The following is a 14,361-nucleotide window of genomic DNA, read 5'->3' as shown; positions in this document are numbered from 1 at the left end:
AGTTCGTTAATAATTCAATAATGTGCTAAGCAGCTATACGCTGTAAGCACGAGAGATCTTTGAAAATCTTGCTAATTAAAGTTCGGTTCGGGGTGTACCCGCTTGCTTTAAAAATTCGTTTCACCAGATAAATATTGGTCATCAGTGACTTGAATGAAGACATAGAATATTCCATTCCCATCTCCTTCATAGTTACCTTGGCAACATTTAGTGATGTGAACGAAGCATTGAAAGCAAAATCGAGTTTCCACTTATCGCGAGCCTGGCAGTCCATAAGACCAGTATAGCCTTTGGCGTCACGAAAGCAAAATTCGATCTGGAACCTGGTTCTATAATAAAGAAGTACTTCTTCACCCGAAAGTGAGGTGTCTGTAGAGAAGAATAGTTTCTTCTTGCCATTCGGCATCTGCCAGATGACAAGTCTAACTTTACACCTGAGTGCCTTGGAATAGGCTATCAAAGTATAAGCTGTTCCTTCTATATCTTTCATCTCCATCTTCTCCATTCGAGTGAGGTCAAGATTCTTCATATCAATCTTGCCATCCTTGGTCTTGGGGCGACCACGTTTTCCAGTACGTGGACCAGCATAGACATAAAAGAGACAAGCATTGTCACGAAAGCGGCTTATCAAAGAGAACCCTTCTTTCTTTATCCCATTAACAAATGTACTTGTAGAGAAGTAAGCATCTGCAACTATGAGGGTTGAGAGTTTAAGAAGTTCCTTGCGGTAACGCTTAATGACGCTGATATAGAAATCTACCATAGTCTTGTTTCTAAGACTCAGTTCTTTATTACTTAGCGACTGGTGTGCTTTTAACATCATGCAGTCTTTGGCATCAATATCAATGAGGCCAATACCCATGATTTCGAGACCATGTTTAACAGACTGTGCACATCCCGACCAAAAACGACCGATATGTGGAGTCTTCTTGCCAGCTTTGCTGATGTAGCTGGGATCAATGGCAATAGCCCATCTTCCCTGTTTACCAAAGAAGCGCTTGGCAAGTGAGACATTAAGTTTGAGCCAGTCAATGCTTTTCGACTTTTTTAAGCCGAATGCGTTGCGATAGGTTTGCTCAACATGCGAGCCATACCTCCCCATTTGGGTGAAATTTATCTTTCTTGGTATTACCATGAACAAAATTATCACCTCGATGAGTATTTTCTCGAAACTTTTTGTTAACTTTGCAGCCGAATCTTCAACTGCATCTTTAAAGATATCCATATATTGGTCAAGTCCTGTATTCATATAATTTTGCGTTTGTCGTGATTTGCAAAGTTACTGAAAATCAGCGACTTGACCAACTTTCTATAGTTAAGTTTTCATAAGCATTTCTTAATATAAGTTATTGATTTACAGACGATTAAATATTAATTTAACGCAGTATTGTTATAATTAAACAAAAACAATTAAAAATTAAGCAATAACAATAATTAAACAATAATTAATGAGAAGAGAGAAAACAATTTGGATGCTTCTGATGGCGATGATGCTGATGTTCCAGTCTTCATCGCTGATGGCACAGAACAAACGAGAGTTCCGTGGCGCCTGGATTCAGTGCGTCAACGGACAGTTTATGGGGAAGAGTACCCATCAGATTCAGACGATGCTTTCCAGGCAGCTCGATGAACTGCAGAAGGATGGCGTCAATGCCATTATCTTCCAGGTCAGAGCCGAGTGCGATGCACTCTATCCCAGCAAGATAGAACCCTGGAGCAAGTTCCTCACAGGCGTGCAGGGCAAGGCACCATCCCCTTACTGGGACCCTTTGCAGTGGATGATCGACCAGTGTCACAGCCGCGGCATGGAACTCCATGCCTGGATCAACCCCTATCGTGCCAAGCACGGTTCCACATCCCTGAGCCAGGTATCACCCCGAAGCGTGGTGAAGACCCATCCTAATCTCTGCTTCAACTACGATAACCTGGTGCTCCTCAATCCGGGACTCCAGGAGGCAGCCGACTATACCTGCCGTGTGGCTGCCGACATCGTGAGCCGCTACGACATCGACGGCTTCCATATCGACGACTATTTCTATCCATATCCCGTAGCCGGCAAGCAGATTCCAGACCAGCAGCTCTTCCGTCAGCAGGGCAGGGGATTCAGAGACATCGGCGACTGGCGACGCGACAACGTGAGCCGCTTCGTCAAGCAGTTGGGCGAAACCATCCATGCTGTCAAGCCATGGGTCAAGTTTGGCGTGTCACCTTTCGGCATCTATCGCAACAGGCGCAATTCCCCAATCGGTTCCAACACCTTCGGATTGCAGAACTACGACGACCTCTATGCCGATGTGCTCCTCTGGGTGAACAATGGCTTCATTGACTACTGCGTGCCTCAGATTTATTGGGAGATAGGCAACAAGGCTGCCGATTACAAGACCCTCATCCAGTGGTGGAACAAATATGCGGGCAACCGACCTCTCTATATCGGCGAGGACATCGAGCGCACCGCCAAGTATCCCGACCCTGTGAATCCACGCAGCCACCAGTTGCCAGCCAAGCACCGCCTGCACCAGCAGATGAACAATGTGCAGGGAACCGTGCTCTGGTATGCCAAGACTGCTGCCGACAATGTAGGCAACATCGGCCATACCCTGCGCAACTATTACTGGAAGTACCCGGCCCTCCCACCGTTGATGCCATTCCTCGACAACAAGGCACCGAAGAAGGTGAAGAGCCTGAAGATGGAGTGGACAGCCCAGGGTCCGATGCTCACCTGGAAGGCTCCGAAGGCGAGCCGCAGAAAGTGGGGCGATGTAGCCAACCGCTTTGCCGTTTACCGTTTTGCCAAGGGTGCCAAGGTTGATCTCCGTGATGTGTCAGCCCTTCAGGCGGTGGTTTATGGCACCAGCTATAAGCTTCCATACGTAAAGAACAGGAAATATACTTATGTAGTCACCGCTCTCGACCGTGTAGGCAACGAGAGCAAGGGTAAGAAGAAAACCGTTTCGCTTTAAGTGAAGCTTTCGAAATATTGATGTTCCCGGCTCGGAGATTCAGTGGAATCTCTGGGTCGGGATTTATTTTTTGTTAAAATCGTAGAAATACTTGGTTGTTTCGGGGATTTGATGTATATTTGCAATTCATTAGATAGCTTTTGATTATGGCAAGAAAATTATATCCTATAGGAATTCAGACATTTGAACGTATCCGCAAGGAGGACAAGTTCTATGTGGACAAGACGGAATACATCTATCGTATGACCCATACCGATGGAACGTATTTCTTCCTGAGCCGACCACGCCGTTTCGGCAAGTCGCTGCTGGTTTCTACCTTTAAGAGTTATTTCGAGGGCAAGAAGGAACTCTTCGAGGGGCTTGCCATCGAGAAGCTGGAGAAGGAGTGGAACGAATATCCCGTGCTGCACTTCGACCTGAGCAAGGGCAAGCACATGGAGAAGGCGCAGCTGGAAGAGTATCTGGGCTACCTTTTGGAAGATTATGAACAAAAGTATGGTATAGAAAATCACCGTAACGGAAACAACAATCGGTTCAATGACTTGATAGAAGTGGTTTACTGGAAGACGGGCAAGCAGGTGGTGGTGCTCATTGATGAATATGACGCACCGCTGCTGGATGTGGCGCATGAAAAGGAAAAACTCGATGAGCTCCGCAACACGATGCGCAACTTCTATAGTCCTTTGAAAGGCAATGAGTCTATGCTCCGTTTCGTCTTCCTGACGGGCATCACGAAGTTCTCGCAGCTGAGCATCTTCAGCGAGCTGAACAATATCAAGAATGTGAGCATGGACGAGCCTTATGCTGGTATCTGCGGTATCACCAAAGAGGAACTGTTGACCCAGATGAGCGATGACATCGACGCTCTTGCCGAGCATCTGGAACTGAGCAGGGAGGAGACCATCCAGGAACTGAAAGACCATTATGATGGCTATCATTTCTGCTGGCCATCGCCTGATGTCTTCAATCCTTACAGTCTGCTTAATTGCTTTGCTGATGGCAGAATGGATGATTACTGGTTTGGATCGGGCACACCTACCTACCTGATTGAAAAAATGAGGGAGTTTCATGTGCTGCCTTCGCAGTTGGGGCGGGTGAGGGCTAAGGCTGCATCCTTTGATGCTGCAACGGAAAGAATGACATCGCTCACTCCGCTGCTGTATCAGAGTGGCTATCTTACCATCAAGGATTATGAAAAGAAAATAGATGTTTATACGCTCGACTTTCCTAACAAGGAAATCGAGGTGGGACTGTTCGACAGTTTGTTGCCGGGCTACCTTGAATCGGGAATTGATGCGGGAAGGGTTGTGGTAGCAGATATTTCTACCTATGTTAATAGTGGTGAAATAGATGAAGCCCTGCAATTGCTGGCTGATTTCCTGGAAACCATTCCTTACTGCGACAACACCCACTACGAGGGGCATTGGCAGCAGACGCTCTACATCATGTTTGCCCTGCTCACCAACTATGATATCCTCGTGGAGCAGCATACGGCGAAGGGCAGAATCGATATCACGATGGAGACTGCAGATATCATCTACGTGATGGAGCTGAAATTCAACAAGAGTGCCGAGGAGGCTCTCGCCCAGATAGAGGCAAAGCACTATGCCGATGCTTTCAAGATGAGCGGCAAGAAGGTGGTGAAGATAGGCTTGAACTTCTCGGTGAAGGACGAGGTGAACTGCCTGGAATGGAAGATATAATGAATTGATGCAGAGATTGAATTAATATAATAAATTGATGCAGAGATTGAATTGATATAATGAATTGTATAATGTAAACAAAATATAAAGATGAAAAAGAAGAGAATGAGAGTTTGGGCGCTGGGAGCGATGACAACTTTGATGTTGGCTTCCTGCGGCACCACGCAGACCGTGCCTCTGACCGGTAGAACACACCGCATCTCGGTTTCGGATGCGCAGGTGTTGAGTTTGTCGAACCAGGAATATACCAAATATATGGCTTCTGCCAAAAAATCTACCAATGCCACGAAGACGGCGCAGGTGGAGAGAGTGGGCAAGAGGCTGGCGGCTGCCGTGGAAACCTATCTCAAGGAAAACGGATATGCCAACGACTTGCAGAACTATTCCTGGGAATTCAACCTGGTGCAGGATAATAGCGTAAACGCCTTCTGCATGCCGGGTGGAAAGATTGTGGTTTACGAAGGACTGCTCCCAGTGGCTTCGAGCGACAATTCGCTCGCCATCGTTCTGGGACACGAGATAGCGCACGCCGTGGCTAAGCATAGCGCCGAACAGATGTCGAAGGCGCAGAACCAGCAGGTGGGCACCAGCATCCTGGGCAGTGTGCTCAACCAGACTGTGGGAAGCGGTGTGGGCGACATGGCGAGTGCCGTGGCAGGACAGTATTTTTCTTTCCGCAACCTGAAGTATTCGCGTGAAAACGAGACGGAGGCTGACTACATGGGTCTTATCTTCGCCGCCATGGCAGGCTACGACCCTCAGCAGGCGATTCCTTTCTGGGAGCGCATGGCTGCGGCTTCGGGCAACAGCAACAAGAGTGATCTCTTCAGCGACCACCCTTCGGATGCCAAGCGAATCGCAGCCCTGAAAGCGGCGATGCCTACTGCCTTGAAGTATTACAAGCCGCAGAATGGAGCATATTCTACTTCTGGTGTATCTTCAAAGTCTTCAAAATCATCGAAGTCATCGAAATCTTCCAAGATTTCAAAGACTCCGGTAAGAACCATCAAAGCCAGTTCGCTAAGCGGTTTCTCGTCTACAAAGAAGTAGAATGAGCGGTTTCTTCAACGAAGAAGAGATAAGGGGGTAACGCCTAAAATATCCCCCAAGGAGTGTTGGATGCTATTTGTAAAATCTCAATAATAGAATTCATATTATGATGGACTACATCTCTCAAAACCTATGGCTATTCTGGACAGTCATTATGTTCATTTGCCTGATTCTGGAGTTGTCTTCGGGCGACTTCTACGTAACTTGTTTTGCCATCGGTGCGCTTATCAGCATACCGGTGGCGGTGATGGATGCTCCCTTCTGGGTGCAGGTGGTGGTATGGGCGGTATGCTCCGTGATGAGTATCCTGCTGATCCGTCCGCATCTGGTGAAGGCTATCCGAAAGGGTGCCGATGAGCGCAAGAGCAATTCGGATGCCCTGAAGGGACAGATAGGAGAGGTGACCCAGACCATTGTGGCGGGCGGATACGGAAGAGTGAAGCTCGATGGCGACGACTGGAAGGCGGAGGCACCCGGATGCAGGGAGGATATCGCCGAGGGAGCCCGAGTAAGGGTGAAGGGACATCAGTCTATCATCCTGCAGGTTGAGGAGTTCTAGCATCTTGCCGCAACCCGAAGAAAGCTATAGAAAAAGTATTAATTTAAATTATAAACATCATGGAAATAGGACTTTATGTATTAATCGCTCTAGTGTTACTTGCACTGGTTGTGGTAAAGAAAACCATCGTGATCATTCCCCAGAGTGAGACCAAGATTATCGAGCGATTGGGTCGCTACTATGCCACCCTGAAGCCGGGTATCAACATCATTATCCCGTTCATCGACCAGGCGAAGACCATCGTGGCGATGCGTGGAGGTAGATATACCTATACCAACAACATCGACCTTCGTGAACAGGTGTACGACTTCGACCGACAGAATGTGATTACCAAGGATAATATCCAGATGCAGATTAATGCGCTGCTTTATTTCCAGATTGTGGATCCTTTCAAGAGCGTGTATGAAATCAACAACCTGCCTAACGCCATAGAGAAGCTGACCCAGACCACCCTGCGTAACATCATCGGAGAGATGGAGCTGGACCAGACCCTTACCTCGCGCGATACCATCAACACCAAGCTCCGTGCCGTGCTCGATGATGCCACCAACAAGTGGGGTATCAAGGTGAACCGTGTGGAGTTGCAGGACATCACGCCTCCCGAGAGCGTGCTCATGGCGATGGAGAAGCAGATGCAGGCTGAGCGTAACAAGCGTGCCACCATCCTGACCAGTGAAGGTGAGAAGGAGAAGCAGCGCCTGCTCTCTGAGGGTGAGAAGGCTGCCATCGTCAACAAGGCTGAGGCTGCCAAGCAGCAGGCTATCCTCAGAGCCGAGGGTGAGGCTACGGCGCGCATCCGCAAGGCTGAGGCTGAGGCGATTGCCATCCAGAAGATTACCGAGGCGGTGGGCCAGAGCACCAACCCAGCCAACTATCTGCTTGCACAGAAGTATATCACCATGATGCAAGAGGTGGCTCAGGGCAAGGACAACAAGGTGGTTTATCTGCCATACGAGGCTACCAATCTGATGGGTTCCATCGGTGGCATCAAGGATTTGTTTAACAGTAAGTAAATTTTTGTCTAACAGTAAGTAAACTTAAAAGTATGAGTAAGAAAATTTGTATTGTAGCCGGAGCGAGACCTAACTTCATTAAGGTGGCTCCGGTGATTAGAGCGATAGAGAACGCCCAGAAGCAGGGCGAAGGGGTGGAGTATGAACTGGTGTTCACGGGTCGTGAGGACGACGAGACGCTGGAAGACTCTCTGTTCTCTGATCTGGACATCAGGAAGCCGGATGTATATCTGGGCGTGGACTGCGAGAACATGAACGAGCTTACCGGACAGGTGATGGCTCAGTTTGAGCGCTATCTGCAGCAGCATCCTACGGATGTGGTCATCGTGGTAGATGACCTGGCTTCTACGATGGCCGTGGCTATCGTTACCAAGAAGCAGGGCGTGAAGCTGGCGCATATCGCGGCAGGTACCCGCAGCTTCGATATCACCATGCCGAAGGAAATCAACCGACTGGTGATTGATGGTCTGTCGGATATCCTCTTCACGGCGGGTATCTCGAACAACAGCATCGCCAACAAGGAGGGAGCCGAACTCTCTAAGGTATATATGGTGGGCAATGTGCTCATCGACAACATCCGATTCCTGCAGCAGCGCATGCAGCGCCCTGCCGTGATGGACCAGGAGCATCTGGAGGAAGGCAAGTATCTGTTGCTTACCTTGAACCGCAAGGCGATAGTGAACAACATTGAGGAGATGAAAAAGCTGATTTCCACCATCGATGGGGTGGCAAGAAAGGCGGGCATCAAGGTGTTGGCGCCTCTGCGTGGCAAGGCATTGGGATTCGTGCTGGCTTTCAAGGCTTACCAGGATGTGGCTGATCATCAGTCGGGCATCATGGTGGTGCAGCCTCAGGGCTATCTCGACTTCTCTTATCTCGCTGCCCATGCCATGGGTGTGATCACGGATTCGGGCAATGTGGCTGAGGAGGCTACCTTCAACGGTGTGCCTTGCATCACGCTGAACAGTTATACCGAGCACCAGGAAACGGTGACCGTGGGTACGAACGAGCTGGTAGCCGAAGACCCTGAGAAGCTGCAGCTGGCGATGGAGAAGATTGTGAAGGGCGAATGGAAGAAGGCCGGCATTCCGGATAGATGGGATGGCAGATCGGCCGAGCGCATCGTTCAGATTATTTGTGGAGAATAAGAAAATCCAGACGCCCTGAAAGGGCAGAAGCTCCTAGCCCAGGGCAACACCCTGGGTAATCATGAGCGCAAGTTTGTCGCCCTGTAAGGGCAAAAGCTTTGTGTATGAGAAGCTTTTGCCCTTACAGGGCGATTTTGCTATATACCTTGTAAACCCAGGGTGTTGCCCTGGGCTAGGAGCTTCTGGGCTTTCAGCCCGTGTGGGGCTTTCGTTTATTTCACCGGATAATCGTATTGCTTATAATAGGTAGGTGTCTTTGGGGTATTATACCAATTCCCCTCAACACTCACTCCGATGGAGAAATTCTTGTTGGTGTATCTTACTCCGGCTCCCAATACGTTGGCACCGGCGGCACCCATGCCGTATCCGCCTGGCATCACACCCATGCCCCAGGCTCCGGGATACATGCCGTAACCAAATGGACCATAGCCATATCCTCTATAACCAAATGGGCCATAGCCATATCCGGCATACCTATTATATATAGAGTTATAATTATTAGCCACGCTCACCTGACCATAAACAAAAGCCTCCCAATGCTCGTTGAATTTATACCCCAGCATGCCATACACGCCACCATCGTGGAAGTTGTCGCTTCCGTAATTGATGTTGTTGATGTAGGTGCCCAGCGCCATCCACAACTTGTTGTCCTTGGTGAGAGGTGTGAGATAGGTGGCGTTGATGGTCTGGGTGAAGCCGCCCCAGTGAGGGGCATTCTTGCCGAAAGTAGCGAAAACCGAGAGATCTATCGAAAGATTCAATCCCTTGTGCAGTCCCCAGCCGTAGCCATATCGGTTCCAGCCATATCCGTTTCCAAATCCATCATTTCCAAATCTATCCCCGAAAGCCCCGCTATTGGCAAGGTTGGAAATCGGATTATTATAATAATCGCTATCCTTCGGATTCTTTAGGGCATTATTCAATCCATCCCCTAAACAATCCTTCATTCCGTAAATCTCGTCATTTAATGAACCGGAAGCGATATGCCTCAGTGGGGTATAGGTATGCTTCATCGGCTTGCCGCCATAAACCACGGTCTTTCCGTCCTGATAAACGGTGTCGCCAGGCAGCAGCCAATCCTCGCGCGGACTGTCGGGACTATGCAGAGGTCCGAAGCTCACATGTTGCGCTTGGGCTTTCATTCCAAACAGAGCGAAGCCCAAGAGAAGAAGATATAATCTCTTTTTTATCATCATTTTATCATTTTCTTTATTTTGAACGCAAAGATATAAAGAAAGTTCGAGAAAAGCATAACTTTTTAGAATAAAATCATTATCTTTGCAATCGATAACAATTGATTCGATAAAATTCATAAGAAAATGAAAAAAATACTATCTTTCTGCGCAATCTTGCTGATGGCTTGTTCGGTAAATGCGCAGGCTCAGACGAATGCACAGCAGAATGCTTCGGATGCAAAGGCAGGCCAGGCACAGCTTCTCCCATGGGAGACTCCTCGCGACACCACCTGCCACGAGGTGCTGCTCGAAACCACGATGGGCAACATCCGTGTGGCCCTCTATAACGACACGCCGCACCATCGCGACAACTTTCTGAAACTCGTGAACAGCGGCTATTACAACGGCTGCATCTTCCAGCGAGTCATCAAGAACTTCATGATTCAGGGTGGTGACTACTCCTGCCGAAAGGTGACTCCGGGAAAGGTTGAGAAGTTTGATGTAGACTATACCGTGCCTGCCGAAATCATCTATCCTAAGTACTACCACAAGCGTGGACAGCTTTGTGCGGCTCGCGAGGGAGACGATGAGAACCCAACCAAGGCTTCGGCTTCCACCGATTTCTATATCACCTGGGGCAGAAACTTCTCGCCTCGACAGATGGAATACTATGTGGAGAAGGAGAAGAGAGAGGGCAAGTCGTATGCCATCCCATCCGCCGAACTGCAGCAGGGATATATTAAATATGGTGGCGTGCCGCATCTTGACAACGGATATACCGTGTTCGGAGAGGTGCTGGAAGGCCTTGACGTGGTAGGTAAAATCCAGAATGTTGCTACCAACAAGGAGAATAACGATCGTCCGCTGGATGATATCGTCATCAAGAAAGCAACTCAGGTGAAATAAATAATTAACAATTTAATAACCAAAACATTATAGACGAGACGGATATGAAATCATTAAAGGAATTGTACAGAATAGGAAAGGGACCATCGAGCAGTCATACCATGGGTCCCCAGCGTGCCGCCAAGCTCTTCCTGGAGCGATGTGGCAATGCTTCCTCTTACGAGGTGACACTCTATGGGGCCCTCGCTGCTACCGGCAAGGGTCACATGACCGATGTTGCCATCGAGGAGGTGCTGAAGAAGCATATCGTGCACATCAACTGGGAGCCTCAAACCTTCCTGCCTTTCCATCCTAACGGAATGAAGTTTGTGGGCAAGGACCTGAATGGCGACGTCATCGACGAGTGGACGGTGTACAGCATCGGCGGCGGTGCCCTTTCTGATGGCATCCAGGGCCACGAGGAACTGGGCGCAGACGATGTTTACGACCTTCATACCATGGCTGATATCCAGCAATGGTGCTACGAGAATGGTCGTGCCTTCTGGGAATACGTAGAGAAATGCGAGGATAAGGACATCTGGGACTTCCTCCGTAAGATATGGGAAACCATGAAGCAGTCTATCCGCAACGGTCTCAACCACGAGGGTGTGCTGCCTGGTCCGTTGAAGCTTCAGCGCAAGGCTGCCACCTATCATATCAAGGCAAAGGGCTATCGGGCTTCCCTGCAGAGCCGCGGCTTGGTTTATTCCTATGCCCTGGCGGTGAGCGAAGAGAATGCTTCGGGCGGCACCATCGTTACGGCACCTACCTGTGGTGCCTGCGGCGTGCTTCCTGCCGTACTCTATCACATGCATACGGCACACGATATGAGCGAAGACCGCATCCTCCGTGCCCTGGCTACTGCCGGACTGGTGGGTAACATCGTGAAGAACAATGCCTCTATCAGTGGTGCCGATGTGGGTTGCCAGGGCGAGGTAGGCGTGGCTTGTGCGATGGCTTCGGCTGCGGCATGCCAGCTTTTCGGAGGCAGTCCCGCCCAGGTGGAGTATGCTGCCGAAATGGGATTGGAGCATCACTTGGGTATGACCTGCGACCCTGTTTGCGGCCTGGTTCAGATTCCATGCATCGAGCGCAACGCCTTTGCTGCCGCCCGTGCCCTGGATGCCGACCTCTACGCCTCCTTCTCTGATGGTCACCACAGCGTATCCTTCGATAGAGTGGTAGAGGTGATGAGACAAACCGGTCACGACCTGCCATCGCTCTACAAGGAAACTAGTGAGGGCGGCTTGGCAAAAGGCTTTAAAGGAGAATAATTGCCCTGAAGTAGAATACTCGGACTTCCCGGCACGCCCTGAAAGGGCAGAAGCTCCTAGCCCAGGGTAACACCCTGGGTAAAAAATAGCAGTTAGCAATGCGCCCTGAAAGGGCAAAAGCTTTTTATTAATTAGATGATTTATAACAGATTAAAACGATTTAGTTTAAGTACTTTAGTAATAGCAGTCTGTCTTCTCCTGTCTTCCTGCGGTTCGGATTCTTCCGATGCGAAGAAGCAGATGAAGACGAAGGCGGATTTGCAGGGCGCCGTAATCGGCGTACAGTTGGGTACCACCAGCGACGGCCTTGCCACAGAGTTGGAAAAGAAAGGAGATGGCACCAAGGTAGAACGATACAACAAGGGAGCCGATGCCATCCAGGCACTCCTTCAGGGTAAGATAGATTGCATGGTGACCGATGAAGCGCCTGCCAAGGCATTCCAGCGGGTGAACCCATCGCTCCAAATCCTGCCCGAAACCTTCGATGCCTCCTCTTTCGCCATCTGCGTGGCGAAGGATCATGGCGAGTTGAAGCAGTCTATCAACCATGCCATCCGCATCCTGAAAGCGAATGGCGTCATCGATTCCATCGTAAACCGACATCTGGAACGGGGCATTGCCGTGGCATATACGCCGAAGACATCTGCTGATAAGCTGAACTCATCTTCTGATACCCAGCACCCTTCTGGTGCGAAGAAGATGGGACCGGAAGCCTTGCAGAAGCTGGGTTTGAAGAAGAGTCTTCGCTTCGCCACCAATGCCACCTTCGAACCTTTCGAGTATTACCAGAATGGTAAGATTGTGGGTATCGATGTGGATGTGGCGAATGCCATCGGCGATGTGCTGGGTGTGGATGTGGAGATTCTCGATATGGAATTTGATGCCATCATCACCTCGGTGCAGGCGGGCAAGGCAGATGCCGGAATCGCTGGTATCACGGTTACTCCGGAACGAGAGAAGAATATCGGATTCACAGATTCCTATGCCGATGTGCGTCAGGTAATCATGGTGAACTCGGGTGATGTGAAAGTAGCTGATGCACAGCGTGGATTCGTTGATAAGTTCAAGTCATGCTTTATCGATGATAACCGCTATCAGTATATGCTCCAGGGCTTGGGCAATACCCTCATCATCACCTTCTTCGCCATCATCCTTTCCGTGATTCTCGGAACGCTGATAGCCATCGTCCGTGCCCGCCACGAGCGCAAGGGCGACTGGAAGATTCCTAACATCATCTGCCAGTTGTACCTTACCATCATGCGAGGCACGCCAACCATGGTGCAGTTGCTCATCATCTATTACGTGGTGTTTGCGTCGGCAGATGTCAACAAGATTTTCGTTGCCGTCATTGCCTTCGGCTTGAACTCAGCGGCATATATTGCCGAGGTAATCCGTTCGGGCATCATGTCGGTGGATAACGGACAGATGGAGGCGGGCAGGAGTCTCGGTCTCTCTTATGGCAAGACGATGCGTCTCATTATTCTGCCGCAAGCCTTCAAGAATGTGCTTCCGGCAATGGGCAACGAGCTTATCACCCTGCTCAAGGAAACGTCTATCAGCGGCTACATCGGACTGGTGGATTTAACCAAGGGCTCGGACATCATCCGAAGCATCACCTACGAGGCTATGATGCCATTGGGCGTAGTAGCACTGGTCTATCTCTTCCTGGTGCTTGGCTTGAATGCCGGGGTAAGGAAGCTGGAAAAGCGATTAAGAAAGAGTGAAAGGAAATAGTGCCCTGAAAGACAATTTGCAAGTTTTTTCGCAGCACGCCCTGAAAGGGCAAAAGCTTTATATGATATGGATAAAAACGAGATAATCAAGATAGAGGGACTTCGTAAGCGCTTCGGCGACAACGAGGTTCTCAAGGGCATTACCACCTCCTTCCATCAAGGCGAGGTGGTAGCCATCATTGGCCCATCGGGTTGTGGCAAGAGCACCTTCCTGCGCTCCATCAACCTGCTGGAGCAGCCAACCCATGGCAAAATCTACATCGATGGCGTGGATATCACCGCCTGGGATGTAGATATCAACAAGATGCGCCAGCGCGTAGGCATGGTGTTCCAGCAGTTTAACCTCTTTCCCAACATGACCATCCGCCGCAACATCATGCTGGCTCCGGTGGAACTGGGCAAGATGACAAGGGAAGAAGCCGATGAGAAGGCTACAGAACTCCTTACCCGCATCGGCTTGCTGGATAAGGCAGATAGCTATCCCGACAGTCTTTCGGGCGGACAGAAACAGCGTGTAGCCATTGCCCGTGCCCTGGCGATGAATCCAGAGGTGTTGCTCTTTGATGAGCCTACGTCTGCGCTCGACCCCGAGATGGTGGGCGAGGTGTTGCAGCTGATGAAGGATGTGGCTGCCGAAGGCATGACCATGGTGGTGGTGACGCACGAAATGGGCTTTGCCCGTGAAGTGGCGAATCGTGTTCTCTTCTTCAGTGATGGCTATATCACGGAAGATGGCACGCCGGATGAAGTGTTCAATCACCCGAAATCGCCTAGACTCCAGGAATTCCTGGGGAAAGTTTTGTAGAGTTAATAGTTTATAGTTAACAATTTATAGTATGGCTATTTATGTTATGACTATTT

The 14,361-nt window shown here is 49.7% G+C and carries 12 protein-coding genes; 10 read left to right on the top strand and 2 right to left on the bottom strand.

Annotation, left to right across the window (positions count from 1 at the left end):
- Window positions 1-25: 25 nt before the first annotated feature.
- On the bottom strand, window positions 26-1,249 hold the full coding sequence (locus KUA49_RS11075; protein ID WP_153093847.1) for a transposase: 1,224 nt from the start codon (window positions 1,247-1,249) through the stop codon (window positions 26-28).
- A gap of 199 nt (window positions 1,250-1,448) precedes the next feature.
- Here KUA49_RS11075 and KUA49_RS11070 point away from each other — a divergent pair, with 199 nt between their 5' ends.
- The 6 genes from KUA49_RS11070 (at window position 1,449) to KUA49_RS11045 (ending at window position 8,433) form a co-directional block, all read left to right on the top strand.
- A complete protein-coding gene (locus KUA49_RS11070; protein WP_218413126.1) occupies window positions 1,449-2,960 on the top strand; it encodes a glycoside hydrolase family 10 protein in 1,512 nt (503 codons plus the stop codon).
- A 146-nt stretch (window positions 2,961-3,106) separates the two neighbouring features.
- Complete coding sequence (locus KUA49_RS11065) at window positions 3,107-4,663, top strand: ATP-binding protein (protein ID WP_218413127.1); 1,557 nt, start codon at window positions 3,107-3,109, stop codon at window positions 4,661-4,663.
- Between the two features lie 90 nt (window positions 4,664-4,753).
- Complete coding sequence (locus KUA49_RS11060; RefSeq protein ID WP_218413128.1) at window positions 4,754-5,713, top strand: M48 family metallopeptidase; 960 nt, start codon at window positions 4,754-4,756, stop codon at window positions 5,711-5,713.
- A gap of 106 nt (window positions 5,714-5,819) precedes the next feature.
- On the top strand, window positions 5,820-6,272 hold the full coding sequence (locus KUA49_RS11055; RefSeq protein WP_203038788.1) for an NfeD family protein: 453 nt from the start codon (window positions 5,820-5,822) through the stop codon (window positions 6,270-6,272).
- A gap of 59 nt (window positions 6,273-6,331) precedes the next feature.
- Window positions 6,332-7,285 (top strand): SPFH domain-containing protein, encoded by a 954-nt coding sequence (locus tag KUA49_RS11050; protein WP_203038790.1) that lies wholly within the window; start codon window positions 6,332-6,334, stop codon window positions 7,283-7,285.
- A 32-nt stretch (window positions 7,286-7,317) separates the two neighbouring features.
- Entirely contained in the window at window positions 7,318-8,433 is a 1,116-nt protein-coding gene (locus KUA49_RS11045) for a UDP-N-acetyl glucosamine 2-epimerase (protein WP_218413129.1), read from the top strand.
- Between the two features lie 212 nt (window positions 8,434-8,645).
- Here the strand turns inward: KUA49_RS11045 and KUA49_RS11040 are convergent, their stop codons facing one another.
- Entirely contained in the window at window positions 8,646-9,629 is a 984-nt protein-coding gene (locus tag KUA49_RS11040) for a hypothetical protein (protein WP_218413130.1), read from the bottom strand.
- A gap of 123 nt (window positions 9,630-9,752) precedes the next feature.
- Between KUA49_RS11040 and KUA49_RS11035 the strand changes: the two genes are divergently transcribed.
- The 4 genes from KUA49_RS11035 to KUA49_RS11020 all read left to right on the top strand — a co-directional run bounded on the left by KUA49_RS11035 (window position 9,753) and on the right by KUA49_RS11020 (window position 14,305).
- Window positions 9,753-10,514, top strand: coding sequence for a peptidylprolyl isomerase (locus KUA49_RS11035; protein ID WP_218413131.1), 762 nt, complete (start codon window positions 9,753-9,755; stop codon window positions 10,512-10,514).
- 44 nt (window positions 10,515-10,558) lie between these two features.
- Window positions 10,559-11,767: an L-serine ammonia-lyase gene (locus KUA49_RS11030; RefSeq protein ID WP_218413132.1), complete on the top strand. Its 1,209-nt coding sequence runs from the start codon at window positions 10,559-10,561 to the stop codon at window positions 11,765-11,767.
- Between the two features lie 240 nt (window positions 11,768-12,007).
- A complete protein-coding gene (locus KUA49_RS11025) occupies window positions 12,008-13,501 on the top strand; it encodes an ABC transporter substrate-binding protein/permease (protein WP_412178578.1) in 1,494 nt (497 codons plus the stop codon).
- A gap of 66 nt (window positions 13,502-13,567) precedes the next feature.
- Window positions 13,568-14,305: an amino acid ABC transporter ATP-binding protein gene (locus KUA49_RS11020; RefSeq protein ID WP_218413134.1), complete on the top strand. Its 738-nt coding sequence runs from the start codon at window positions 13,568-13,570 to the stop codon at window positions 14,303-14,305.
- The last annotated feature ends 56 nt before the right edge of the window (window positions 14,306-14,361 follow it).

This window comes from Segatella copri, from assembly GCF_019249655.2.
In the GTDB taxonomy this organism is placed as follows: Bacteria; Bacteroidota; Bacteroidia; order Bacteroidales; family Bacteroidaceae; genus Prevotella.
Note: the sequence above shows the minus strand (reverse complement) of the source record. Positions and strands in the feature narration are given on the sequence as shown.

Bases quoted from the DNA above. Each gene is read 5' to 3' on its own strand.
- KUA49_RS11075 (WP_153093847.1), bottom strand. From the start codon at position 1,249: ATGAATACAGGACTTGACCAATATATGGATATCTTTAAAGATGCAGTT.
- KUA49_RS11070 (WP_218413126.1), top strand. From the start codon at position 1,449: ATGAGAAGAGAGAAAACAATTTGGATGCTTCTGATGGCGATGATGCTG.
- KUA49_RS11065 (WP_218413127.1), top strand. From the start codon at position 3,107: ATGGCAAGAAAATTATATCCTATAGGAATTCAGACATTTGAACGTATC.
- KUA49_RS11060 (WP_218413128.1), top strand. From the start codon at position 4,754: ATGAAAAAGAAGAGAATGAGAGTTTGGGCGCTGGGAGCGATGACAACT.
- KUA49_RS11055 (WP_203038788.1), top strand. From the start codon at position 5,820: ATGATGGACTACATCTCTCAAAACCTATGGCTATTCTGGACAGTCATT.
- KUA49_RS11050 (WP_203038790.1), top strand. From the start codon at position 6,332: ATGGAAATAGGACTTTATGTATTAATCGCTCTAGTGTTACTTGCACTG.
- KUA49_RS11045 (WP_218413129.1), top strand. From the start codon at position 7,318: ATGAGTAAGAAAATTTGTATTGTAGCCGGAGCGAGACCTAACTTCATT.
- KUA49_RS11040 (WP_218413130.1), bottom strand. From the start codon at position 9,629: ATGATGATAAAAAAGAGATTATATCTTCTTCTCTTGGGCTTCGCTCTG.
- KUA49_RS11035 (WP_218413131.1), top strand. From the start codon at position 9,753: ATGAAAAAAATACTATCTTTCTGCGCAATCTTGCTGATGGCTTGTTCG.
- KUA49_RS11030 (WP_218413132.1), top strand. From the start codon at position 10,559: ATGAAATCATTAAAGGAATTGTACAGAATAGGAAAGGGACCATCGAGC.
- KUA49_RS11025 (WP_412178578.1), top strand. From the start codon at position 12,008: ATGAAGACGAAGGCGGATTTGCAGGGCGCCGTAATCGGCGTACAGTTG.
- KUA49_RS11020 (WP_218413134.1), top strand. From the start codon at position 13,568: ATGGATAAAAACGAGATAATCAAGATAGAGGGACTTCGTAAGCGCTTC.